We start from the raw sequence: 24,337 nt of genomic DNA, 5'->3' as shown, positions 1-24,337 counted from the left end.
GATGTGATTGATAGCAAAAGAGAGGCTTAAAGCCTCTCTTTACGTTTTTTGTTATCCGATACCTAAACGCTATACTCGGAGTTTGGGTTTGTAGGTGTGGCATGCCTCATCCCCATGCTAGCTTGTGGTATTTGCTCTGGGATATCATCAAACGCAGACTTCAACTTAATCCCCTTAATCATGGCTTTGCTATTGTGACGGCCTTTCTCAAAGCCTTTCTCCACCAGCCGTTTGGTCATGATATTGCGAGTCATTTTCCAGTCGCCATCCCGTTCAGCCCACTTCCTAAAGGCATCGTAAAGCTCATCGGTATACACAAAATCACCTTTGCTCGTACATTCCTCTAAGAACATCGCAAGTAAGTCTGACTCATGGCGATATTCCGCAATCCCAGACTTAATTGAGTTAGGGATAGATGCCTTAATGCCATCCTTTAGCCACATCTGAACACCTTCAAGTGCCCAATTGAGGATACCTGATAGCTCCGCATACAGCTTATCCATTAATTGCGGGTCCATTTGCTGCTGGCTGAAACTAGCGTTAAAGGGCAGTAAAATCATCCGTCGCCACATGCCGGGGCTGGTATCGCGAATGACGGGCTTATGGTTGCCGACCATGATGAGCTTAAACATGGGTATATATTCAAGCTCTACCTTGGCATACAACTGACGGGCAACAATCACATCACTACCTGTCATCGACTTTACTAAGTTCTCGTCCATTCGAGAACCCTCAGGCAACTCATTGGCCACCACTAGACGGCTACCATTTAACTTGGCTAGGGATGGGTTAGGGCCTTTACCACTGTTATTCGATTGAAGTAAGACATCGCTGCTTATCTGATGGTAATAGCTTCCCATTATCCGCTGAATGATATTCATAAAGGTACTCTTACCATTACAGCCATGACCGTAGAGGAAGAATAAAACTTGCTCATCAGTCCGTCCGGTTAGGATATAGCCTACCATTCGCTGCAAAAACTTAGCGTATTCGACATCACCACAGGTGATCTCATCGATAAACTGAAGCCAACGTGGGCAATTGACATCAGGCTTGTAGTTGATATCACTACAACGGCTGATATACATCTCCTTATTTGCAGCAAGCAGTTTTCCGGTTGCGAGGTCGAGCACACCGTTGTTAATCCCCATTAGCATTTTGTCTGCATCGAAGGCTTTTGCCGAAATCAAGTTGCTAGACTTGAAGATCTCCAACATATCGGCAAGTTTTTTGCGATTGAGTGACTGTCTACCAAACGCTAATAACTTATCTGCTTGTTGCCGCTTCGTTTTGTCCTTAAGCGTCGCGGGATCTTCTAGCATACGATTCGCTTGAGCAATAATTCCCTCTCCAATACATCGAGCCAGTGCCAATTCTTTATCACCTATAGGCCTCCAACACTGCTCATCAAACATGTACAGACAGTTGAGTTCTGGCACATAGACTAATTTTCCGTCAGCTACTTCTGCCAGCCTATCTGCGTTACCAACGTCATTTAGCGTATCTTCATCAAATACATCATAATAGGATGAATTGAGCTGCTCTGACTCGTCAGTTTGCTGGTGGCTAGCAAGGCTTTCATCCTGCATCGGTTCTGAAGTTGTCTCTATCGACGCTTGTGCGGCTACAACACCGTATTGTTCTACCAATACCTCAATAGAAAGGGCGTTGTCTTGCCGTAAATAATCATCAATATCCTTACCTTGACCTTCTGGTAAGGTGACTTGGACAAGTGCAGGTAAACCCAGTTGAACGAGCTTCTCCCGATACTTATCACCCGCAGGGTCACTGTCGAAGAAGGTCACTACATTTCTGTCATGTAGATTTTCCTTAATCCACGCCAATTGTGCTTGGCTAATTTGTCCGTTTGTTGCGATTGCCGGACCTTGCCATCCATGATCCATAAGAGCAAGTAAGTCAAATTCACCCTCAACAACAGCAACTGTACCTTGGCGATTCATCGTATGCTGTCCATAAAACTGGATATTGTTAAGCCAAAATAGCTTCGAGAGCTGGTAAGCTACTTTTTTCTCAGGGTCTTTAAAGGTGAAGCGGCAAATCGCTCCCGTTTCATCATAATGAGGGAAGATATAGACGCCTTTAGGAAAGAAATCATATGGAGATTGTGGACTTTCCTTAACGAGCCCTGATGCGTACATTTCCTCAAGGGTGAATTCACTATCAATTAAATAACGCCAAAGAGCTCCCCGTGAGTAACCCACTTCATAGTCAATTAGCACGTTTTGGCTTAGTTTTCGCTTATCCATAAGTGACTGGAGTGGTGTACTCTCACCATCTATCATTTGCTCAAAGTAATACTCCCAAGCTGCAAGGTACAGTGCTTGACGACGAGCAAATTGCTCAGCAGTGAGTTCTATTCTCTCTGCTTCAACTTTGGTCCTATTTGCCCTTGGAGCTGGTAAAATAGTGACTCCATCGAGCTCACCATTAATGAGCTTTATAGCAGCATCTCTAGAATGCTTTGCCTGATCGAAATGAACCAGAAAATTAAAAATATCACCACGAACACCACATGAATAACAGAAGTAATGTTCATTTTCGCTTTCTTCGCAATGTAGCTTAAAGCATCCTTTATGCCCACAGAATGGGCATTCGTCAGGATCAAGCTGATAGCGGTCTATCCCCCCGCATGACTTGTAGCTGGTGCCAAGAGCGGCTGAAATTACCTCTGGTAGAAAGAATTGGCTCTTTACTTCCGCAAAGTCGATACGTTTAGATGTTGCGGCTTGATTTTGTGTTGCGTAAATATTCGGCATATGCATAGCATATCTCCTGTTAAAGAGTGACCGCCGCAGACTAAAATATATATGAAATTGAGTTAGTCTATTGCTTGGCCACATGGTTATTGGTAAAGCTCAGCTTTGGCAGGGTTTTCTTTTGTTACGCCCTGTCAAAGCATTCCCTCATCTTTAGCTAAATATCCGCCTATAAAGATGAGCAGCTTGCAAACCTGCAAGTGTTCTTTGAGGTGTGCTTGTAATCAGTCCCGATTGTTCCAAGCGTCGAATATGTCTTCTTGCCGTTCTCAATGAGTAACCGCAACGTCTTACCAAAGCACTCGCAAGACTCACTTCTCCGCCTAACAAGTAGCCATCGATAATCGGCATTCTGCTGATCTCATAAACGGTTTGCCCAAACTGATCATTGAACAGTTCAAAGGGCAGTCGATATTGAACCTGATGACTGCTAGTGGAATGGATAATGTTGTCTTCGCTGATATCTTGGTTTCGCACTTGGATCTCCTCTGGATGACATAATGTGTCACACCCATATCTATAATTTAGTGTTTCTTTTGGTGAGCTAATCACCTAGATTTCCCAAGAAAATGACAAATTCGAGATAGTGGCGAATTATTGCGGACAATCATTTGCATGATATATTTTCATGATTAACTATTAGTAAATTTCAATTTGGAATTAATTGTTATCTTTATGAAATTTTTAGTTTTTTCTCGTTATCACCATCGTTCACACCATCGATTCCCCTAAGCTCCATCCTCTGCCAATAAATCAGCAGACTGGCTAAAGTATTTCTGCTTACTTTTCCTTTAGTATTTTTTATGAAATCAAATAGAAATCAGCATAATAATTCTATAAATCAATCATATGGGGCAAGATTGCTTTGTTTTGTGGGAATGGGTGTTGAGGAAAATCGGCAGCGAAATCGGCGGGGAGATTATTGAACATGGACAAAAGGTTAGGGGAGAGTGTTACTAAATCTGACCTGTTCACTCCGACTCAGGATTGGTACACTTACAACAGGACTATCTAGCAGCCAACCTCATGACGATCGAACAGAGCCAGCATTTGCATCAACTAAGAGCTTTAGCAGCAAGCCATCCTGAGGTGGAGGTATTGTGGCTGTATGGTTCGCAGGCTAAAGGTAATGCTAGCGAGCATAGCGATTGGGATTTGGCTGTCGCATTTGATCCCGTAAAGGCTGAGAGTGTGCTTGATACACGTATTAGAGCTGAGCTACTTGCTATGGATTGGCAAAGGGCATTGGGGTTACCCGAAGGAAAGTTGTCCGTTGTCGATATCAATCTTGCACCTATCCCTCTGGCCTTTGGTATCATTAACGCCAACAAACTTATCTTTAGTCGAGATGAAGGTCGAAGAATGCAAGAAGAGTCTCGCATTATGTCGCAAATGGAACTCGATTACTTTGCTCAGAGCCTATAAGGGAACTGCTGTCCTATGTCTGATAATGCCTATATCACATCATTGCGTGTAAGCCTTAGCCGGTATCAAGCCGAGCTTGAGGAATTGCGTCAATTACTCACTCAGCGTCCCTTATCGAATCTTGAATATCGTGCAGCAGAGCGGACGCTACAAGTATCTATTGAAGCCTGTATTGGCATTGCGAAACATTGGGCTAAGGCTCTTGCAGGGCATAGTCCGCAGGATGCTTACCAAGCATTTGAGATCCTGTGTCAACGAGGAGCACAACCAGCCGATGAGTTGGGTGGCTGGCGTAAAGTGATCGGTCTTCGTAATGCATTAGTACATGATTACCTGAATATTGACCCTGAAATAATCCGCAGTGTGATCTCTCAAGGCTATAGTGACAGATTATTTGTCTTTGCGGGGCAGGGACTTGAATGGTTATCTTTGAAAAATAGCTAATGGTCTGATTGAGTTTGACAGACTCACCTAATGGTTAAATAGGTGAGTCTACTGGGTGATGTCTGCTTATTTGTCAGGGTAATCGCCATACCAGTACTTAACCGCAAGCCACTCCCCAAAAGTCTGAAAATGGACTAACAGCCTGACAATCCAGTGCATATACGGCAGATGTTCTCTAGGATGAGTCGCATAGAGATTGCCGCCCTTAGTGATTGAGATAGACTCGGGGATAAAACCTTGCGCAATTAGAAACGCCCTGATCGCCTCTGGTTCCCTAAAGACACCGTTTCCCATTGCCACTTCTCCTTGAAGGTGCATCATCTTCTGATTGGTGCCACGTTTATCAGGAACTATCTCGACTGAAAAGAAGGTGCCGTTATTCTTGATGGCTTCTCGAATCTGATGCTCTCTGGTTTCGGGGGTAAAGCGGCCTTCAACAAGTAATACTGGGTACGATAGTACTTTTTCGCTGTTCATGTTTTTCTCCTATGGAAGTTAAGTGGGGCATAATATGTCACCCCCATATTTCTATTTTAATCGGTGGGTAACCGTTTCAATTCCCTTATACCGTCATTTTTCACCATGAACTAAGGCATAAGAAACCTGATGTAAATCAAATACACAGGAGAGAATATGTCTATTCGAACACTCAACAATCCCCTTCATGATAATGAGCAAGACTCTGTTATCCGGGAGGCGATAGCTATCTTGGAAACTCGCTATAGCCTCGGAGTTAATCATGAGGTATTTACTTCGCCACAAATTGTTAAGGACTATCTTAGGCTAAGGATGGTTGCCTATGAACGGGAGGTCTTTGCAGTACTATTGCTTGATAGTCAGCACCGTTTGATAGCCTATGAAGAGCTGTTCTTTGGCACCATTGATGCCGCCTCAGTTTATCCACGAGAGGTGGTAAAATTGGTCCTTCATAGAAACGCTGCTGCTGCGATATTTGCCCATAACCATCCCTCTGGCATACCTGAACCATCACAGGCCGATAAACGCATTACAGAGCGTTTAAAGTCAGCTTTAGCAACTATTGATGTACCAGCCTTAGATCATCTAGTGATTGGCCATCATGAAGTGGTGTCTTTTGCTAAGAGAGGCTGGATATGACCACAACAATTCAAATCGATCTCAAGGCCGCCAGAAGTTTATTGCCGATGACGCTAAGTTTGACGCAAATCATTCGGCGGTTACTCCTCAAGAATTTACCGCCTATTGTGAGTAACGGTGTGACGATTAACTTTCGTGACCCTAGTTACTCTGCCGATGCTGGTGGCTTTCACCCAGTCGAAATCCGCTTGGAATACTCACAGGCCACCAGCATGTGGCAAGTTTGCTATATCACGGACTTTGCCTACCAAGGACGCTACTTCCCTGAACTCGAAAAGGATATCGACTTCAACTTCTCAGAGGGTTCAGGGTATCAGGCTTATGTTGGATATCACCCGCTAAGCCATTTCAGTGGTCTTTATCGGTTATGGGAAGCCAACTTCAGAAGTTATGTGGTTGATGATCTCTATCAGATAACCATCAGTTGGGACTGATCCCACCACACCATTCAGCACTAACTAGAAAATCACTACATGGGTTCATGTGGTGAGCTTTCGGCTGCCTGAATGCCAACCCTACAGGAGAAACAACATTAGCGAGTTACTCAAGAAGGTCGCTAAAGCCGCACTACTGACCATAGTGCCAATCCTCATTCAAGCCTTTGTCGAGCGGTATTTAGCAGACGAAGAACAATGGGAAAACAAGGGAAGTGACTCAGATCAAGAAGCTGAGTAACTCCTTGTATTAATAACCAATAAACCAAGCCCATGTGACACGTTGAGGATTGACTCATAAACCATGTCACATGGGTTGTTTTCGACCTTTTGAAGGGCTTGGTCAGTATACCTTGCTCTATTGAACAGGAGTCATACATGGCAGAGATAGGATATGCCCGAGTCTCGACCACGGGACAAAGCCTTGATGCCCAGCTAAAGGCATTGATGAGCTGCGACAAAGTGTTCCAAGAAAAGGTAAGTGGTGCAAAGGATGACCGTCCGCAACTGCAACTCATGCTCGAGTTTGTCAGAGAGGGTGACATTGTGATTGTCACTAAGCTAGACAGGCTTGCTCGTAACACTCGTCACTTGTTGGAGATAGCTGAGTTCTTAGCTAAGAAACAGGTTTCACTACAAATCCAGAATCTAGGCATAGATACAGCAACCCCAACAGGCAAGCTCATGCTGACTATGGTTGGTGCCATCGCAACATTTGAGCGAGAGCTGATGCTAGAGCGGCAAGCGGAAGGGATAGCTCTCGCAAAACAGCGGGGAAAATATAAAGGACGTAAACCCACTGCAATCACTAAGGCGAAAGAAGCTGCCCCATTGCTTGCGGAAGGTTTGCCTAAGCCAGAAGTGGCTAAGAGGTTGAATATCAGCTTGTCCAGCGTTCAACGGATAGCAAAACAATTAACATCTAAGGATTAGTTATGAATAAGAAACAGAAAAACCGCTTAGAGATGTACTTTGTGATATTGATAGCCCTAACAATCTTGAGTGCCTTATCACTGGTTGCTCTTGAGGATTCGATTGGCGGCTCTTTGGACTATTTCATCCTCAAGATGTCACTAACACTCCAAGGGACTATCTCCGTTGTGGTGATGGGTGTGGGCTATATAGGGATGTGGTATCTCTCGGAAAGATTGGATTGGTTGAAGGAGGATGCTCAAAAAGCACCATCAGATAATGAAGCTAACTATCGTGAGAAAAAACTGCTCCTCAAAACAGGGATTGGTGGAGCCGCATATCTGTTGATTTATGGTGTCATTTTGATGTTCTCAATCCTCAGTTATCACGATGGAAATATCTTCAAGATAGCCACTTCAGGAGCGGGGTTGGTTGGGTTCTTACTCTGCCTTCTTTCAGGGATAGCAATTTGGCAGCTTCAGCTAAGGTTAGAGTGGATGGCAGAAGAGCAGGGGAAAGCCGAACAATCAGATAACAACACTCTAAGTAACTAATCGACAAGGCCATCAGATTCTATTGATGGCTTTTTTTAGGAGCAAACATGCGTAAACCCAGTATCTTAGCTTTACTTTTTGTCTTTGCAGGGACGACATTATCAGCACAAGTCTTGGCTTCAATTGATGATATCGTAGAGCGATACCAACAGATTTATATGTGGGAGCAAGTTGCCACATTCTGTAAGAGTAAAGCACCTAATGAGTTGCAGGAAGATTGGGTGCTTATTGAGGGTATTTTGAAATATCAGGGGGGGTACTGGGGAAGCAAAGCAATCCGTCAACTGCAATACGCAGGAAAAACCTTACCGCAAATTAAGGGAATATTTGCTTCTCTTCATAGTAGCAGTGAGGTATTAGCTGAGCATTTAATTAGTAAAGCACTATGTGACAGCAGAGATAGAGATATTGTCCAAAAAGAAATTTCAGCAGATCCGTCTTATAGATCTGCTGTCTATGTGTTAACGGGGCAGTATCCCTAGTGTGTATCTTATGATGTGGTTGTATCTAACAGATGCTGACGTTTTTTTCTATTTAAGTCGATTATGCCTGCTGTCACGATTGGGAGTAGAGCATAAATAAAGAATTGACTCATTAGTATTAGCCATGAACAAAATGTACGGCCTGCCTCATCAACAGGAACTATGTCACCATAACCAACAGAAGAGAAGGTTACCAGACAGAAGTAGAAGGCCTCGGTGAATGTTAAAACTCGTGTTTTATCCGTTTCTTCAGGAATAATTTCTGATTCTACAAGTTCTTGACTATCATTAAATGTCATCGATATCTGTACTGTCTCATCGGGGATTTTGAATCTAATCCCCTTAAGAGACAGGTAAATAGCGCTACTAACAATTAAAAGTAGTAATAAGGTAAGAATAGATACGATAGGGTGATGTTCAATAATATTGGATAATTTTCTATAAGCTTTCACTAAATTAATCCTCTGTTGATTGTTAATTTACCTGTTACCAACTATCCGTAGACAGAAGGTGAGAATTGTTAAGGTCATTATTGCATGATTTTCAATGAAAAATCCCATGTGGGATAGAAGTTAAATCGCATTCTCAGTAATATAAATGCATATATTGTTTTGTCCGCATGTTAAAGTTATATTCACTTTCGAGGGATTTCCTCTTAAACATTTAAGGATAATTATCATGGCTCTAAAACCAGGTCCAAAACCAATCGCTGAGTCAACAGGGAAGCCAGATCAACGTAGACGTGATAACAAAACTACTCCAGGTAATACTCCGGATCTCAAGCCCAGTAAATCCTCGAAAAAATAAAGAAATCGTTTAGTAAAAACTACCGTTATGGTAGTTTTTTTATCTCTGTTGAGTTGCAGGGGCATGTAGAACCGGGTCTATTCATAATTAGGAAAGACAATGTCAAATACAGTACTAAAAGTGACAGAAATATATCCAAAGGAAGTGGTGCACTCAGAAATAATTAATCCTGATTACTCTGCCAGTGTAATGTGTGGTGTATGTGGCACGGTGAACAAAAGAATATTTGACGCAGGAAGAAAGCTTGGCGATGAGTATATTGTTGAATGCAAAAACAAAAATGATGTTGGTCAGCAGTGTCAAAACAAGTTCAAAGTGTCTTATTTGATGAAGGACTGAATAGCTCGATAGTATTCAGAAACCATCTAAAGCAGAGCATTCAGCTTAGCTTTGTAGAGAATAACAATGTCTGTTTTAGTGGTCAGCGGTAGACTGTCTTGTTGGGCTGTGTCTAAGTTGTTTCATCTGTCAAATCGAGTTCAGAGTTCAGAGATGTGATATTTTTGAAGGAGTCGACTTGTCAGTCGTGCTCCTATAGTGTTTCAAGTGGTACAAAAACGTAGTACAATCTGAAAAATCAAGGTGCACAACACTATGATTTTTTAGGGTTTGTTAGAAAAGGATGTGATTCGAGGGTTCGACTCCCTCTCTCGCCAAATTTAAAGAACGGGAATCAGTAAGTTACTGATTCCCGTTTTTGCTTTGGGACGAATTTGGGAAAATGCAATTTTTGCCTTGATGACTAGCATTTTACTCTAGGTATGCCACCCCACAGCGTGGTGTATTGTGGTGTGAGTAATGCACGGCGCATTGCCCATTTCTGTTCTATGCCTTGTGCGGCTAAAAATAAGGTATCTCGCCCATAACGGGCATTTATTCCATCAAATGCCTGCATTAGTGTGGGTTTAGTTTTAGATAAATTGAACAAATCGAGTTGTTGATATTTATTTTGTTCAAGATTTATCAGACCTACTCCTATCTTGTAGTACTTAACTCCTGGTCGAAATAATCTTGGTGCTGCTAAAGACGCTGCTTGCGTCATCTCAATGGTGCAATTGGTTGCAGTGGGGAAATGGATAAGGGATTTAAAACCAACGGGTTGTTCATTGTAAGGGGAGTTATTGGCAAAAATTAGCATCGATTTGCAACATGAGCCCTGTGCTCTGGCTTTTGCCGCTGCAATCCCAACGTGTTTGCTCAATGCTTGTAGTAACGCCTCAAAATCCATGATGCGCTCACCCACGGAGCGAGTGGAAAATATCTGTTGTTTATCTGCCCGCGTGTGATCCCATTGTTTACAGGCTGTGCCATTAAGTTCTCGGACGGTTCGCTCTATCTCTATGCTGAATTGCTTGCGAGCAAGGCCTGTTGGCATTTGTGCCAGATCGTAAGCGGTGTGAATCCCCATACTCACCAGTTTTTTGCTCAGGCGGCGCCCAATTCCCCATACATCACTGACTAAGAGTTGTTTTAGAATTTCAATTCGTTGAGGTTCATTATCTATCAGGCAAACACCATGATAGCCGGGTAATTTTTTAGCGGCATGATTAGCGATTTTAGCCAATGTGAGTGTTGCACCTATGCCAACGCAAACGGGTATGCGAGCTTCTTTCCAAACGGTTTGGCGGATGCGCAGGCCGTGTGTTTTTAAGCAGGGGATGCTGGTGTGGCAGTGCTTGAAGGATAAAAATGATTCATCAATGGAGTAAATATGTTGGTCGGGAGCGAAGCGGCCGATGATTCCCATCATTTTTGCCGACAAATCGGCATAGAGCTCGTAGTTGCTAGAACACACAATTACCCCCAGTTTGGCGCATTGTTCTTTGACATGAAAATACGGCGCAAATTTGGGGATGCCGAGTTCTCTGGCCTGACGGTTGGCTGCCACGATACAGCCATCGTTATTGCTTAGAACGATAATCGGTTTGCCGCGCCAATCGGGGCGGAACACTTGCTCAGCGGAGCAATAAAACGAGTTGGCATCGACTAAGGCGTACATGACCATAAGCCCTGTAATGAAGATTTAAAATGCATTCTAATCGAGCGAATAACAATTCCTTCAACGCTAAAAGTGTCGCAATCTCGTATCGGCACGGCATGGTATTGCGGATTAGCAGACAGTAACATCCTGTGTTTTTTATCAAAAATTTTGCAGATAAACTCGCCATTGAGCTGGGCAACGATAACGGCTCCCTGTAATGCGTTAACTTGTCGGTCAATAATTAATACATCTCCATCATATATCCCTTCATCTTGCATGGAGTTCCCTTGGGCGACACCAAACCAGGTTGCGCAAGGGTGTAACACCAATAGATCATCCAGGTTTGTCCTAAGTTCAGAATAGTCTGAAGCAATATTAATAAAATCATTGAGATAGAAATGCTGCCTCAAGGTTCGGATCACGACCCCTTCAACGCAAAAATCATCGTAATCGTGTATCACTATGGCTTGGCAGTTTTCATGGGAAGAGAGCAGCATTCTCTGTTTTTCATCATAGATTTTGCAGATGAACTCACCATTGAGTTGGCCATAAATCACACACCCTGTGTGAGGCTTGATATGGCGATCGATGATCAGCAGATCGCCATCGAATATGCCGACACCTTTCATCGAGTCGCCTTGAGCGATGCAAAGCCGTGTTGCACTGGGGTGCAATACGAGTAAATCATCAAGACACAATCCAAGCTGAGTATATTCTGCTGCTGGGCTTTCAAAGCCGCTAATTCCCGCGTGAGCGGGCCAAGGAATAATAGGGTAAACACGCATAGCAATATAATTACTGTATATAAATACAGTAATTATAGCGAGCATTGTTCTATTCGCAAATGGGACTGAGTGTTAAATTGGCTTGCTAGTCAGTCAGCACAGGTTAACTACATGATTAAGTTAGCGTTTTACTTAGTATCAGTCAGTGGCGTGTTTTGAAAAATGCAGTAGCCGATTATTGGCGGGCATGGCGGTATCTGCAATCAGTGTGATGCCTTGCGCTTGGGCGAGCTGAATAATCCATTCTATGTCCCGAATACCACTCTCACTATCTCTTTGTTTTAAATACTGATCGAATTGACGATTGCTGTCGCTAGTAAACTGACCTTGGTAGTTAAAAGGACCGTAAATACAGAGGGTCTTGAGTTGTGGCAAATATTGGCCCAAGCCAGTAAAGAAGGCTTCAACCATGGTTTGACTCATAATATGCAGGGTATTGGCGCTAAACACGGCGTCGATACGGGGGTCATTGATGGGCCAAGGTTGTGTGACATCGAGTGCGAAGGGCAAGCCGAGGTTGTTGATGCCTTTTTGATGCCCTTGTTGGCAGCATCTTGCGCTAATGCCTTCAAGGTAATCGGTTTGATCGCTGGTTTGCCAAAAAAGCTGAGGCAGATTTTCGGCAAAGTAGACCGCGTGTTGTCCGGTGCCGCTGCCAATTTCAAGCACCTGTTTGGCGTTGGCAAAGGCGGTTTGTAGCACGGCGAGTATGGGCGCTTTGTTATTTTCACAGGCTTGAGAAAAAGGCAGCAAGCTAGGCGGTGTTTGGAAATCCTGAAACATGGTATGTCCTAAATTTGTCCTTGCGAGGGGCAGGCAAAATGTTTGTTCTACAGATATTGCGTTGTATCAGTCAGCCCTCGTGGTTGTAATGGTCTGTAGCTTAAGCCAATGCGGCGGTGAATTCTATTGATAAGCACGATTCTGGATGGCCGCACGGGTTGAGTTTCATTCCGTTCCCACAATCTTATGTTGACCCAGATATTAGCTTCGATATACTCAAAAATTCTGAACAAATGTAAAAAATATAAAACAAAAAACTCAGATCTGTTCAAAGGAGCCCTATGTCTGCCAAACGCTGCGCCTCATATTACAATGCCACCATCAAGCAAGAGTCTGATTATCCAGAACTTGAAGGCGATGTTCGGGTCGATGTGGCCATTATTGGCTGCGGATTTACCGGTGTGGCGACTGCTGTGGAATTGTCTGAAAAAGGCTACAAGGTCGCATTATTAGAGGCAAATAAAATTGCCTGGGGCGCGACAGGCCGCAATGGTGGCCAAGTAACCGGAAGCCTATCTGGCGATGCCGCCATGACCAAGCAATTGCGGCGTCAGCTTGGTCAGGAGGCCGAGGATTATGTGTGGGATCTGCGCTGGCGCGGCCACGATATTATCAAAAACAGAGTGGCGAAGTATGGCATTGATTGTGATTTAAAATTTGGCCATATCCAGACGGCGTATCGCCCCGCACATCTGGGCGAGTTACAGCAAATGTTCGATGAAGCCAATCGTCGTGGCATGGGTGAGTTTATGACCTTAGTGCCTGCGCAGGAGATGCCCGCCTATTTAGCTTCGCCCTTGTATCACGGCGGGTTGGTTAATCGGCGTAATATGCATCTGCATTCGGTGAATTTATGTCTTGGTGAAGCGCGAGCTGCGGCCTCCTTGGGCGCTAAAATTTTTGAACATTCACAGGTGCTGGATATTCAGCAAGGAGAGCTGGCAACTGTAGTCACGCCAAAGGGTAGGGTGAAGGCAAACAGTGTGCTTATCGCCGGTAATGCCTACCATAAATTGGGCCGACCTCAGTTGCGGGGCATGTTATTTCCCGCCTCCCTTGGTAATTGCGCGACGGCCAAATTGTCGCCAGAGCTGGCTAAGCAACTCAATCCGCAGGATTTAGCCGTGTATGATTGCCGCTTTGTGCTGGATTATTATCGCTTAACCGCTGATAACCGTTTGATGTTTGGCGGTGGCACCAATTACAGCGGTCGCGATCCTAAAAACGTTGCCGCCGAGCTGCGTCCGGCGATTGAACGCACTTTCCCCCAATTAAAGGGCGTCGACATTGAATTTGCTTGGGCAGGCATGGCGGGGATCGTGATTAACCGTATTCCCCAACTGGGCAAGATAGCGCCGAATATCTTCTATTGTCAGGGATATTCGGGCCATGGGGTGGCGACGTCCCATATTATGGCCGAGATCATGGGGCAGGCGATCGATGGTCAAATGCGAGAGTTCGATCTCTTCGCCGCGATGCGTCATATCCGGATCCCATTGAATGAATGGTTTGGTAATCAGGCCCTTGCGTTAGGGATGTTGTATTACACCCTGAGGGAAAACTGGCGCTAAATAGCGAGTAACCCGTCAAGCTCTAGCTACGTTATTAGTACCCAAATGGTGATTTGTGACTCGGGGTCTCTGCAATGGATTAGTCGCTATTCATTCACCGTCGCCAGTTTTTCCGCCAGATAATCCACGAATACCCGCACTTTGGCGCTCAGGTGACGATTCTGGGGGTAGAGTGCCCAAATGCCTTCTTTAGCTTCGCGGTGGGCGTCGAGGAAGGAGATGAGTTGACCTGCATGAATATCTTCCTCAATATAATAATCAGGGAGTTGCACTATCCCAATGCCCTTTAACGCTGCATCGCGCAGGGCGTAACCGCTGTTGCAGATAAGGTTGCCGCGTACCTTGATATTGCGCTCGCGGCCATTTTCGATAAAGCGCCAGTAATTGTGATTCCCGATCAGGCAATTATGTTGATTTAACTCCGAAAGCGTATGGGGTTCACCGTATTTTTCAACGTAGCAGGGTGAGGCGGCCACATAATGGGTGCGGCTACTCAAGGGTTTGGCCATCAGGCTGGAGTCGGCGAGTTTGCCAAGGCGAATGGCCAAATCATAGCCGCCTTCAATCAAGTCTAAGGTTCTATTGGTCAAGTCAACATTAAATTCCACACTGGGATACTGCACCATAAAATCATTGAGTAACGGCATGATAAATTTTTCGCCGTAGGCCACTGGCGCGGTGAGTTTCACCAATCCTTGGGGCGAGCCCTTTAGATCGGTAATAGCCCGTTCGGCCTCCTCGAGTCCTGTCTGTAATTGGCGGCAATGGCGATAATAAATAGTGCCTTCTTCGGTGAGGGATACCTTGCGAGTCGTACGGTAAAACAGCTTAGTGCCGAGGCGATTTTCCAGCGCGCCGATTTGCCGACTCACGTGGGCGGTGGACACATTGAGGCGCTGCGCCGCCAAGGTAAAGTTCTCGGCTTCGGCCACAGCCACAAATTCTGATATGCCATCCCAAAGGTACATTGTTACTCCTTGGTAAAAATGAATTGCCAAGATGCTAGATTATCAATCCTCAGGAAATAAATACAATCTAGTGACTGCATTACTGCACACTATTTTAAGCTTATCCGTTCGCCCCAATCTATGCTTACAAGCGAGTCGGGCTAGGATAAGCCGTAAATCGATAAGCCCATTGATTAAGAGAAGGAAAGGCAAGCATGTCGAACGAAAAACCACAGTTTATCAAGTCAAAGGCCGCCGTGGCCTGGGGGCCGGGACAGCCGCTCAAGATTGAAGAAGTCGATGTGATGTTACCTAAAGCCGGCGAAGTGTTAGTTCGCATCGTGGCGACTGGGGTATGCCATACCGATGCGTTTACCTTAAGTGGTGACGATCCAGAAGGCGTGTTCCCTGCGATCCTCGGCCATGAGGGCGGTGGTATTGTCGAGCAAGTGGGCGAAGGCGTGACCAGCGTGCAGGTGGGTGACCATGTGATCCCTCTCTACACGCCTGAGTGTGGCGAATGTAAATTCTGTTTATCGGGTAAAACAAACCTGTGCCAGAAGATCCGTGCAACTCAAGGCAAAGGTTTAATGCCAGATGGCACCACGCGTTTCTATAAAGACGGCCAGCCAATTTTCCATTACATGGGCTGTTCTACCTTCTCTGAATACACTGTATTACCTGAAATTTCATTGGCTAAGGTCAATAAAACTGCGCCATTAGAAGAGATCTGTCTGCTAGGTTGTGGTGTGACGACAGGTATGGGTGCCGTGATGAACACTGCTAAAGTGGAAGAAGGCGCGACCGTGGCGATTTTTGGCCTTGGCGGTATCGGTCTTTCGGCCATTATTGGTGCGACCATGGCCAAAGCTAGCCGGATCATTGCCATCGATATCAATGAATCCAAATTCGAACTTGCCCGTAAATTAGGGGCAACCGATTGTATTAATCCGAAACATTTCGACAAACCTATTCAAGAAGTGATTGTCGAAATGACCGATGGCGGCGTGGATTACTCCTTCGAATGTATCGGTAATGTCAATGTGATGCGCAGCGCGCTCGAGTGTTGCCACAAGGGCTGGGGCGAGTCAGTGATCATTGGTGTTGCGGGCGCAGGGCAGGAGATTTCTACCCGTCCATTCCAACTGGTGACGGGCCGCGTATGGCGCGGTTCTGCCTTCGGTGGTGTGAAAGGACGCTCGCAATTACCTAAAATCGTTGAACAATACCTAGCAGGTGAGTTTAAGCTCGATGACTTTATCACCCACACTATGGGACTTGAGCAAGTCAACGAAGCCTTCGACTTGATGCATGAAGGCAAGAGCATTCGCAGCGTGATCCATTTCGATAAATAAGCGCTCAGTTTGCCATCACAGCAGCAGATAACCGCTAACGGCTTATCTGCTGCTTGTGCGTTTTAAGCTTGTGATAGGGTCTTGAACGGCAAGCTAAACGCTGAAAGTGAACAGGAAAGGGATTGAAATGACCATAGAAAATATCAGCTGTAACAAGAGTTTTGGTGGTTGGCACAAACAGTATCGCCATCAATCTCAGGCGCTGAATTGCGAGATGCGCTTTGCGATTTACCTGCCACCCGAGGCGGCCAACAAACCTGTGCCTGTGTTGTATTGGCTATCGGGTCTCACCTGTACCGACGAAAACTTTATGCAGAAGGCGGGCGCGCAGCGTATTGCGGCTCAGTTGGGAATGGCTATCGTCGCCCCCGATACGAGTCCTCGTGGCGATGATGTTGCCGATGCGCCGGATAAAGCCTATGACTTAGGTCTTGGCGCGGGGTTTTATTTAAACGCGACCAGAGCGCCTTGGAATCGTCACTATAAAATGTACGACTATATAGTGCATGAACTGCCTGCGCTGATTGAAGCCAATTTCCCCGTAACAGGGCAGCGCGCTATCTCTGGCCATTCGATGGGCGGGCACGGCGCATTAGTGATAGGGTTAACCAATCCCCACAGATACAGTTCAATCTCGGCCTTTAGTCCTATCAGTAATCCAAGCAACGCGCCTTGGGGGATTAAAGCTTTTACCGAGTATTTGGGCGAGAATCGCGAGCACTGGCGCCAATACGATGCCTGTGAGTTGCTAAAACTGGCGATTAACGAAGTGCCCGTATTAGTCGACCAAGGTGACGCCGACAGCTTTTTAGAGGCGCAACTGATGCCGCAAACGCTCACTGATATCGCCAAAGCGAAAGGCTATCCCTTAGATTTGCGTATGCAGGCGGGGTACGACCATAGCTATTATTTTATTGCGAGCTTTATTGAAGAACACCTTAAATTCCATAGCTTGTATTTTAAATAACACAACCTAGCGTTAACCCCCCAGAATTAAACCCCATAGTTAAGCATTAAAAAGCGCGGTGAACATCAAGTTCACTGCTCTTTTTATTCTCTACGGATAAATTACTATGTAGAGCAATATTCAGTGTTGATCTATTGCGCCTGAATTATTTGAATCTTGCGGCTATATATCAAACGAGAAAAAGCTGGTAAGTTCTCGCCAATTGGAATAGCGCTGTGCAATAGCTGAGTTGGAATAAAGAGGTCGTAATCGCTCAGAAATAAAAGCTTTGCCGTAATAACTCAGCAGTCATCGCTTAGCGTGGGCATGTTGATTGAAGTAATACGCTCACGAACACCATCTAAATGGCATAGGGACATAATGCGTATCACTCTGCAGCGGCAATTAGCCCCGCAGGACTGACGGCGAAAATGTTAGCCGAAGTCTGTGCTGATATAGGGTTAAAACCATCTATTTAATGCGATAGGTTTAGCCGCAGCTAATTCTACTTAATATTAACTAATGTCACGGCTTAATATGCTGTTAACTTAATAGTGGCGAATTAATCTACAAAAGAATAGGGAGTTCAACATGAAATGGATGTTTGTACTGTTACTGGCTATATCCAGCACCGCCAATGCCATGATTATTCGGCATGATGTGGCTGACACTGAATATCAAGCGGCGGCGCAAAGCGATAATTCGACGGTCACCTTTTTAGGGCTTTATAAAGGCGATGAAATCGTGCTTGGCACTGGTAGCCTTATCGGTAAGCAATGGATTGTGACGGCGGCGCACGTGGCCAATGAGCTAAGGACAGGCAGTAAAGTGCAATTTAAAACGCATTTTTACCTGATTAAAGAGGTGATAAAACATCCTCTTTGGAAAGAAAGGCACTTTCCCTACGATATTGCCTTGGTTCAATTGGCTTCTCCCATTGAAGACGCAACACTCGCTAAATTAAATCATGCCTCAACCGAGACGGGCAAAATCGCCATCTTCGTCGGACGTGGCGATTATGGTAATGGGCTGGTGGGCGTTGTGGGGGCCGACAAACAATTACGCGCGGCACACAATGCCGTGGTCGGGGTGCAGGAGCAATGGCTGCAATTTATCTTTGACCGCGACACGAATGCCTTACCATTGGAGGGGATAAGTGGCCCAGGAGATTCGGGTGGCCCCGCGTATCTCGTCTCGGCCGATTCAGTTTGTCTTATCGGTGTCAGCTCATGGCAAAATGCCGAGTCAACTAATTGGGAAGAGGGCAAGTATGGCGTGATTGAACATTACTCACGTATTTCATACTTTCGGGATTGGATTGAGCAAACCTTATTACAGGCATCAAAGACTGTGCTTGCTGGCTGCTCTGATAGCTAACAATGCCTAATGCTGCAATGGATGCGATATGGGCGTACAGCTTCAGCATAAAACAGGTACGTTTTTCATTCCGTAATCAATGATAGAGACAATAACGCCTGCAATTGCAGGCGTTTTTGTCAGTGCTTAGTCGCTTAGCTGTGCTAAATCTCTACTTTTTAACCCATTTTCCTTGGGCGTTTTGCACATAGTTGCCTTTATCTGTGGCGGCGATGGCTTTTTCACCGGCAAGTTTGGCCACATCGGCGGCGGAGATATTGTTCTTTTTAGCGATGGTTTCGTAATGGGCGCGGCGTTTGTTGTTCACATCGTCCATCACGGCCTTGGCCTCGCTATTATTTTGCACTAGACCCAAATAGCCATTGAGCTGCTCACCTAAGTAACCTTGGGATTTGGCTTCCTGCAATGACATGGCAAAGGCATTTAAGCTGAATAAACTCAGGCCGAGCAACAGCAGTAATGTTGGCTTTTGTAGCAGGGTTTTGAGTGGCATTGATTTCATTGTATATTCCTCAATTCTTCGTGATTAGAACAACTTATCATCTGATAGAAGCTGATCTAGCTCCTTATCTACTTTGATTTTTATCTCGTGTTCAATTTTCACATTGAGATTAATCACAATCGGTTTATCAGGTGGCTCAATCTTTACCGTTGGCGCACAGCCTTGCAATGCCGCCAGTAGCAGCAATGTACCTAAACTCACTTGCTGTAATTGAATGATCTTCACTGAGGTTTCCTTGTTACTTCACGGATTTTTCGATTCTGTCCTGCAGATCGTTACCAATCTGAAGACTCCTGAATAATTGCAGCATGTTCTCTTCATGAGAGTAATTCAAGTGGATGGGGCGTTCAATCCCTCGGCTGCGGCCTTTGACTTCCACTAATAAGTTGGCATCGCCAGTTTGATTCATATCGAAGCTACTGGATAATTGGCTGTATTCTAAATGTTCTAGCGCCGAAAATACAAAATCGAGATAAGGTTGCGATTGGCGCATTTGATCGACCGCCGGATTACCTGAAATGGCGATGAGGCCGCCGGGCGCACGGGCAGCCAGTTGGCCACCGCTGATCGAGACTTTGCCATCGACCAAATCCACGGGTAACACACCATCGAAAATACCATCGGCATAGATACCAATTTGCGGCTGAATGCGCAGCACTTCCTCAAGGTTCATGCCCTGCAATAATAGATAGGCGTGGGATTTATCCTGCAATTTTAAATTAAAGTCAGGCAATAAAAACTGGCCGCTCAATACTTTGCCCTTGGCGGTCATCGACACGTCGGTATCACTTAAGCCCGTGAGTTGTTGCAGCCAATTGTCGGGCAGCTTCTCTGCATCCTTGGCGAGGACAATATCGGCCTCCACTTCGATATCGGTCAAGGGGAAGCCGGGATCGAACAAGTTAAAAGTCATCACGGTCTGCGGGCAGTTCAGTCGGCTTAAACTGCTGAAATAGCCTGGTGCTTGCGGCGACTTATAGGATTGCCCCCAGGTGAACTCGCATTGGGCCTGTAATTTCCCGCCTTCAAAGGTCGTGTCTTGATAAAAACCTTCCATCTCTGTCATCGACTGGGTAATTTGCATCGCAAATTGGGTCTGCTCTGGCTCATGTGTCAGCTTAAATTGTGCCTGTAATTGGTTATGACCGGTCACATTTAACTCAGCGGGCAAGGGCTGGGTTTGATTCAGCAAAGACAAAGCCTCTGTCATGCTGGTATCGACAACCCACTGGCCCGTTAACAGCAGAGGCTTGTGAGGCGCGGCGAACTGTAATTGATGGTCACTTTGTAGCGCAACCGTGCCGACTTGCCACTGTTCATGGCCGTGAAGGCGTTGGTTTTGCCAGTTTAATGTCTGCGCGAGCGTTAAATTATCCAGTTTAAGGACAGTCTGCTTTCGTGTTCGGCCTTTGGCGCTGAGCTGTTTTTCAATCAAGAGTTGCTGCGCTTGCCAGTTCACTTGATTACTCAACTGACTCGATTGGATAGTATTTTCAATGGATTGCAGCGAGGAGTAATCGAGCGTCATCGGCTTTGATGTCTCAAGTGAGAACGCCTTGAGGCTAATATCGTTGCGACTGCTCTGTATTGTAGTCGCCGCGCTGTTGTTCGCAAAATTGTCTACCGCTTGGCTCACGCGCAGCTGCGACAAGGCGAGTGAGAGCGGCGGCAGTTTGAAGGCAAACTCGCTCGATTGCGCGCCAGTCGTATCCTTAGTCGCTAACAGGGTTGCACTTGCGGTCATGGGGGCCTTGGCGTTGAGCTGAATACTGCTAAGGCTTAACTGCGTCTGTTTCGTTTGATGCTCGGCGGCTTGCGCTGTTTGTTGTAGCTGCACGTCTTCCAGCGCAAATTGCAGAGTGTCGCTTGAGTCACTTGGAATACTCGTCACTGGCGCTGTGCTGACTTGCCAATTCAGTCCTTGAGCCGACTGAGCAACGCTAACCTGACCCGCCGTTTGTAGCATTCCCGCGCCCCAACTGAGATCCTGCGGGGCTGCGTGCCAGAGGTCCCGCAGCGACAGCTGGGTCGTTTGTTCAAGCGCGAGCTGCCAGCGGCTCTCGACATTCCAAGCATCTGGCGTGGGCGTTAACTGGGTCTCTTGTAAGTGAATACGTGTCTCAAGTTTACTGCCTAGGGTGGTTAACTCGAATGCGGGCAGCGCTATTGGTTTATGGGTGCTCGCTTGAGATGTCAGCGGATAGTGCAGCGGCGTTGTCATTGAAAAGGCAAGGCCCACGGGCGCCTCGGTGCTTTTCAGCCCCGAGAGCAGGGTAAGGAGCGCTTGAGAGTTTTCATCGCTCAATTGCAGAGACTGATTAAGTGCTGCTAATAGCTGCGTGTGCTGTGCTGCATTTGGCGTAAGCGCAAGGCTAAAGGGCTCAAGGGTGAGATTGAGTGAGGCAAGTGATCCACTAAGCTCAAATCCCAAAGCCGGCTGCGGCGCGAGCGTTAAGTCGGCAAAATGGCTTAAGCTGATGCTGGACTGCTGAATGCTGTGGCGGCTTGTGATTTCGCCTGTGGCGAGAGTCATTGCACTCTCAGAACTCAGCTGCCCAGTTAATCCTATTCCAAGTTGCTGCCATTGTAGATCCCACAGGGTTAATTGGCTGAGGATGCTCCCTTGGGTTTGGCGCAGGCAAATTTGATGCAGGTTTTCCAGTAGCGGTGCGATATTAAGCTCGCTCTTCAAGCGCCATTGTTCGTTGCCAAGCGTCGCGGCAAACTGGGCTAACGGCTCACCCACGGGGCTACTAAATGCCGTGGTTAATTCACTTTGACGGTTAAGGCTGAGTTTATCCATCACCAGTTGATAGGGGGGAAGCTCAGCTTGCGGCGCTAATCTGAGCGTGGTTTTACCTATATCAATTAAGGGTAAGGATTTGATATTTAACGCCAGCGCCGGTGTTTGTTCGTCGGCGATGGTGGGGCTTCGCTCCAGCAGTGATGCACCGAGTTCAACGTCTATCTCGCCCGTGCTAATGCGCTTGATTTTTTGAGTCAAACTCTCTACTTGGACAAGTTGCTTCAGTTCTTCAAGGCTCTTGGGCCAGTTGAGTTCAAGCTGAATATCAAGATTATTTATTACTAAATGCGAGTCATGTACGCGTAGACTCGCAGAGCGAATTTGCCAACGTTCTAAACCCATGGGACCTAAACGAATATCGCTAAGCTCACCGTCCATGCCACTTAATGCATAATTTGCGACACGCAGGATCAGGGCTTCGGTTTGGCTGTTGACGATCCAAATGGTTAGCGCCGCGCCAGCTAACAGGCCGGCCACAGTGGTGGCAATCAGACTTTGTTTTAAGCGCTTTTTGAGTGTAGAACCGCGGCGAGGCGCCGACGAATATGGCGCTGCGGCCGCAGTCGCCTCTTGAGGCATCGCCTGATGCGCGTGCTCGGCAGTCTCCTGATTTGGCGATGTCGGCGTGTTAACCATGGGGTTCTACTGTCATCCTTATCATCAGCGCCTGGCTATTGTTCCCCGTGGGAGCGTGAGGCGATTTGGGCCTGCCTATGCTGAACGGCAAGTGGGATTAGCGGCAGTTTAACACTCAAGCCGCTGGCTGACTAATAAAGAACTTGGCAACCTTGCGCGAAGTAAGACTCAGTGCCTGTCATTATTCATCTTGATTTTACAGGCACTTATACGGCTTAAGGTAAAATAGCGTTATCGCGATTGTTTATCCGCGCTGCTTATCCTAAGAGCTGAGCGCCAATCACGGCCACTCCGCAGAGCATAGCCAAAAGTAAACCAAACTTCCCCCCCGCGACGCGGTAACCCTGAGGCAGGTTTGCCTTATCGCGCGTTTGTCTTTGTACCCACACCATGGCCACGGGTAAAAAAATTGCGAGGATCACGAGGGCGATCGCCGCATAGCCGAGGGCGGTAATAAATCCCTGCGGGTAGAAGAGGGCAAAACCCAGAGGTGGCACGAAGGTAATGGCGGCGGTAACACTGCGACCCGCGGCATTATCCTGCTGCCTTAAATTCGCCGCTATAAAGTCAAACAGGCCTAGGCTCACCCCTAAAAAGGAGGTTGCCAGCGCCAGATCGGCAAACACACTGATGGCAGATCTTAAGTATTGGCTGTGCAGTACACTGGCTAACTGATTGATAAAGCCTGAAAGACTCTGATTCGTCATCTGTTGGCTTTGACTGAGTACGCCTTGACTGCCCAGTTGCCACAGCAGGTAAATCAGTAGCGGTAATGCCGAGCCGAGCAGCATGATTTTACGCAGGCTTTTTACCTCAACGCCTAAGTAGCGCACCACGGACGGAATCGAGCCATGAAAACCAAAGGAGGTAAAAATCACTGGAATGGCCGACACGATAAGCCCTTGTTCCAGTGGCAACTCGAGTAAATGTGTACCTTCAACCTGTGGCAGTAATAGGGCCAGCATTAGGATTAACGCAATGATTTTCAAACTAAAGAGCACGCGATTGATCAAATCGACACAATGGGTGCCTAAGCCGACTATGGTGCCGATTAACAGGGTAAATAACACGGCGCCCGCCTGTGGCGGCAGATTTAATCCTAACCAAGCATTGAGCTTTTGATTGACTTGCTCGCCGCCACCCGCGATATAGGCGGCGCACAGGGCGTAGAGTAAAAACATCAGGGCAACACTGGCAATCACTTGGCCCTTAGCGCCCAAAAGTGTGCGGGCTAAGTGGTTCAGGCTCGCATCGCTCGGGGCAAATTGGTGGATTTCAACCATCAGCAGGGCGGTGTAGGCCATCAGCGCCCAGAGGAGCAACATAATCAGGCTCGATACACCAAAACCGAGTCCTGCTGAGGCGATAGGAAGTGCGAGCATGCCCGCGCCGATGGTGGTGCCTGCAATCAGTAGCAAACTGCCGAAAAATTTATTTTGTGTCATAACTTTACGCTCAAACGTCTTTATTAATGGCTCAACTGTGTCAGATGAGTGCTTTATTGAGGAGCTGTGCAGAGTGGCGCGTGATATTGGGAATTAAAGGGTACGTGATGTACCTGTATTGTGATCGTGGCGCAATCTGCGGATCGTTGGGGATATGGCCACAATGGAAGGTCAGGCGAGTGTGCCTATCTATGCCATTGCGGCTACAGATAGGGATAATAAGCTGTGGTAATACGCATAACACTCGCCTTT

25 protein-coding genes and 2 pseudogenes are annotated in these 24,337 nt (G+C 46.4%); 14 read left to right on the top strand and 13 right to left on the bottom strand.

The window, feature by feature from the left end; all coding sequences use genetic code 11:
* Positions 1 to 62: 62 nt before the first annotated feature.
* Both ACK5NH_RS16325 and ACK5NH_RS16320 read right to left on the bottom strand, forming a co-directional pair.
* On the bottom strand, positions 63 to 2,783 hold the full coding sequence (locus tag ACK5NH_RS16325; RefSeq protein ID WP_416921773.1) for a phage/plasmid primase, P4 family: 2,721 nt from the start codon (positions 2,781 to 2,783) through the stop codon (positions 63 to 65).
* A 147-nt stretch (positions 2,784 to 2,930) separates the two neighbouring features.
* Positions 2,931 to 3,254, bottom strand: a complete 324-nt coding sequence (locus ACK5NH_RS16320) for a winged helix-turn-helix domain-containing protein (RefSeq protein WP_157037390.1) — start codon at positions 3,252 to 3,254, stop codon at positions 2,931 to 2,933.
* A 549-nt stretch (positions 3,255 to 3,803) separates the two neighbouring features.
* Between ACK5NH_RS16320 and mntA the strand changes: the two genes are divergently transcribed.
* Positions 3,804 to 4,202 carry a type VII toxin-antitoxin system MntA family adenylyltransferase antitoxin gene (gene mntA, locus ACK5NH_RS16315; protein WP_049824074.1) on the top strand — a complete coding sequence of 133 codons (399 nt, stop codon included), beginning with the start codon at positions 3,804 to 3,806 and terminating at the stop codon, positions 4,200 to 4,202.
* Between the two features lie 15 nt (positions 4,203 to 4,217).
* Positions 4,218 to 4,646 (top strand): type VII toxin-antitoxin system HepT family RNase toxin, encoded by a 429-nt coding sequence (hepT, locus tag ACK5NH_RS16310; RefSeq protein ID WP_374921836.1) that lies wholly within the window; start codon positions 4,218 to 4,220, stop codon positions 4,644 to 4,646.
* Positions 4,647 to 4,712: 66 nt separating this feature from the next.
* Here hepT and ACK5NH_RS16305 read toward each other — a convergent pair whose 3' ends face one another.
* Positions 4,713 to 5,123, bottom strand: a complete 411-nt coding sequence (locus ACK5NH_RS16305; protein WP_025008593.1) for a hypothetical protein — start codon at positions 5,121 to 5,123, stop codon at positions 4,713 to 4,715.
* A 156-nt stretch (positions 5,124 to 5,279) separates the two neighbouring features.
* Between ACK5NH_RS16305 and radC the strand changes: the two genes are divergently transcribed.
* From radC to ACK5NH_RS16275, 6 genes are all read left to right on the top strand, one after another.
* Positions 5,280 to 5,762 (top strand): RadC family protein, encoded by a 483-nt coding sequence (radC, locus tag ACK5NH_RS16300; RefSeq protein WP_416921769.1) that lies wholly within the window; start codon positions 5,280 to 5,282, stop codon positions 5,760 to 5,762.
* Positions 5,759 to 6,196: a DUF2787 domain-containing protein gene (locus ACK5NH_RS16295; protein ID WP_416921767.1), complete on the top strand. Its 438-nt coding sequence runs from the start codon at positions 5,759 to 5,761 to the stop codon at positions 6,194 to 6,196. The genes radC and ACK5NH_RS16295 overlap by 4 nt, the downstream gene beginning before the upstream one ends.
* Positions 6,197 to 6,248: 52 nt before the next feature.
* Positions 6,249 to 6,437 (top strand): hypothetical protein, encoded by a 189-nt coding sequence (locus ACK5NH_RS16290; RefSeq protein WP_416921765.1) that lies wholly within the window; start codon positions 6,249 to 6,251, stop codon positions 6,435 to 6,437.
* Positions 6,438 to 6,574: 137 nt separating this feature from the next.
* A complete protein-coding gene (locus ACK5NH_RS16285; RefSeq protein ID WP_007647788.1) occupies positions 6,575 to 7,129 on the top strand; it encodes a recombinase family protein in 555 nt (184 codons plus the stop codon).
* Between the two features lie 2 nt (positions 7,130 to 7,131).
* Positions 7,132 to 7,662: a hypothetical protein gene (locus ACK5NH_RS16280; RefSeq protein ID WP_416921763.1), complete on the top strand. Its 531-nt coding sequence runs from the start codon at positions 7,132 to 7,134 to the stop codon at positions 7,660 to 7,662.
* A gap of 47 nt (positions 7,663 to 7,709) precedes the next feature.
* Positions 7,710 to 8,144, top strand: a complete 435-nt coding sequence (locus ACK5NH_RS16275; protein ID WP_416921761.1) for a hypothetical protein — start codon at positions 7,710 to 7,712, stop codon at positions 8,142 to 8,144.
* Between the two features lie 8 nt (positions 8,145 to 8,152).
* On the opposite strand, the gene ACK5NH_RS16270 is transcribed toward ACK5NH_RS16275, so the two are convergent.
* Positions 8,153 to 8,596 (bottom strand): potassium channel family protein, encoded by a 444-nt coding sequence (locus ACK5NH_RS16270; protein ID WP_416921759.1) that lies wholly within the window; start codon positions 8,594 to 8,596, stop codon positions 8,153 to 8,155.
* 454 nt (positions 8,597 to 9,050) lie between these two features.
* Here ACK5NH_RS16270 and ACK5NH_RS16265 point away from each other — a divergent pair, with 454 nt between their 5' ends.
* Positions 9,051 to 9,290 carry a hypothetical protein gene (locus ACK5NH_RS16265; RefSeq protein ID WP_416921757.1) on the top strand — a complete coding sequence of 80 codons (240 nt, stop codon included), beginning with the start codon at positions 9,051 to 9,053 and terminating at the stop codon, positions 9,288 to 9,290.
* A 195-nt stretch (positions 9,291 to 9,485) separates the two neighbouring features.
* A pseudogene (locus ACK5NH_RS16260) lies at positions 9,486 to 9,607 on the top strand.
* Positions 9,608 to 9,693: 86 nt separating this feature from the next.
* Here the strand turns inward: ACK5NH_RS16260 and ACK5NH_RS16255 are convergent.
* The 4 genes and pseudogenes from ACK5NH_RS16255 to ACK5NH_RS16240 form a co-directional block, all read right to left on the bottom strand.
* Entirely contained in the window at positions 9,694 to 10,950 is a 1,257-nt protein-coding gene (locus ACK5NH_RS16255) for a Y-family DNA polymerase (RefSeq protein ID WP_416921755.1), read from the bottom strand.
* Positions 10,938 to 11,354, bottom strand: a complete 417-nt coding sequence (locus ACK5NH_RS16250) for a LexA family protein (protein WP_416921837.1) — start codon at positions 11,352 to 11,354, stop codon at positions 10,938 to 10,940. The genes ACK5NH_RS16255 and ACK5NH_RS16250 overlap by 13 nt, the downstream gene beginning before the upstream one ends.
* Positions 11,331 to 11,717: pseudogene (locus ACK5NH_RS16245) on the bottom strand (LexA family protein); the annotation flags it as partial. The gene ACK5NH_RS16250 and the pseudogene ACK5NH_RS16245, both read right to left, overlap by 24 nt.
* A 138-nt stretch (positions 11,718 to 11,855) precedes the next feature.
* The gene (locus tag ACK5NH_RS16240) at positions 11,856 to 12,500 is read right to left on the bottom strand and encodes a DUF938 domain-containing protein (protein ID WP_416921753.1); all 645 of its coding nucleotides are present in this window, start codon (positions 12,498 to 12,500) and stop codon (positions 11,856 to 11,858) included.
* 281 nt (positions 12,501 to 12,781) lie between these two features.
* Between ACK5NH_RS16240 and ACK5NH_RS16235 the strand changes: the two genes are divergently transcribed.
* A complete protein-coding gene (locus ACK5NH_RS16235) occupies positions 12,782 to 14,071 on the top strand; it encodes an NAD(P)/FAD-dependent oxidoreductase (RefSeq protein WP_416921751.1) in 1,290 nt (429 codons plus the stop codon).
* An 86-nt stretch (positions 14,072 to 14,157) separates the two neighbouring features.
* Here the strand turns inward: ACK5NH_RS16235 and ACK5NH_RS16230 are convergent, their stop codons facing one another.
* Positions 14,158 to 15,039, bottom strand: a complete 882-nt coding sequence (locus ACK5NH_RS16230; protein ID WP_416921749.1) for a LysR substrate-binding domain-containing protein — start codon at positions 15,037 to 15,039, stop codon at positions 14,158 to 14,160.
* Positions 15,040 to 15,233: 194 nt separating this feature from the next.
* Between ACK5NH_RS16230 and ACK5NH_RS16225 the strand changes: the two genes are divergently transcribed.
* The 3 genes from ACK5NH_RS16225 to ACK5NH_RS16215 all read left to right on the top strand — a co-directional run bounded on the left by ACK5NH_RS16225 (position 15,234) and on the right by ACK5NH_RS16215 (position 18,696).
* Positions 15,234 to 16,373 carry an S-(hydroxymethyl)glutathione dehydrogenase/class III alcohol dehydrogenase gene (locus tag ACK5NH_RS16225; RefSeq protein WP_011622557.1) on the top strand — a complete coding sequence of 380 codons (1,140 nt, stop codon included), beginning with the start codon at positions 15,234 to 15,236 and terminating at the stop codon, positions 16,371 to 16,373.
* A 127-nt stretch (positions 16,374 to 16,500) separates the two neighbouring features.
* On the top strand, positions 16,501 to 17,340 hold the full coding sequence (fghA, locus tag ACK5NH_RS16220) for an S-formylglutathione hydrolase (protein ID WP_416921746.1): 840 nt from the start codon (positions 16,501 to 16,503) through the stop codon (positions 17,338 to 17,340).
* A 570-nt stretch (positions 17,341 to 17,910) separates the two neighbouring features.
* A complete protein-coding gene (locus tag ACK5NH_RS16215; protein ID WP_416921744.1) occupies positions 17,911 to 18,696 on the top strand; it encodes a S1 family peptidase in 786 nt (261 codons plus the stop codon).
* A 151-nt stretch (positions 18,697 to 18,847) separates the two neighbouring features.
* Here the strand turns inward: ACK5NH_RS16215 and ACK5NH_RS16210 are convergent, their stop codons facing one another.
* The 4 genes from ACK5NH_RS16210 to ACK5NH_RS16195 form a co-directional block, all read right to left on the bottom strand.
* Positions 18,848 to 19,198, bottom strand: coding sequence for a YdbL family protein (locus ACK5NH_RS16210; protein WP_011626323.1), 351 nt, complete (start codon positions 19,196 to 19,198; stop codon positions 18,848 to 18,850).
* A gap of 24 nt (positions 19,199 to 19,222) precedes the next feature.
* On the bottom strand, positions 19,223 to 19,423 hold the full coding sequence (locus tag ACK5NH_RS16205; protein ID WP_011716849.1) for a YnbE family lipoprotein: 201 nt from the start codon (positions 19,421 to 19,423) through the stop codon (positions 19,223 to 19,225).
* A 13-nt stretch (positions 19,424 to 19,436) separates the two neighbouring features.
* The gene (locus ACK5NH_RS16200) at positions 19,437 to 22,640 is read right to left on the bottom strand and encodes a YdbH domain-containing protein (protein ID WP_416921742.1); all 3,204 of its coding nucleotides are present in this window, start codon (positions 22,638 to 22,640) and stop codon (positions 19,437 to 19,439) included.
* 257 nt (positions 22,641 to 22,897) lie between these two features.
* Positions 22,898 to 24,085 (bottom strand): aromatic amino acid transport family protein, encoded by a 1,188-nt coding sequence (locus ACK5NH_RS16195; protein ID WP_416921740.1) that lies wholly within the window; start codon positions 24,083 to 24,085, stop codon positions 22,898 to 22,900.
* Positions 24,086 to 24,337: the final 252 nt, after the last annotated feature.

Source organism: Shewanella sp. (assembly GCF_047975355.1).
GTDB lineage: Bacteria > Pseudomonadota > Gammaproteobacteria > Enterobacterales > Shewanellaceae > Shewanella.
This window is presented reverse-complemented; position numbering and strand designations above follow the sequence as displayed.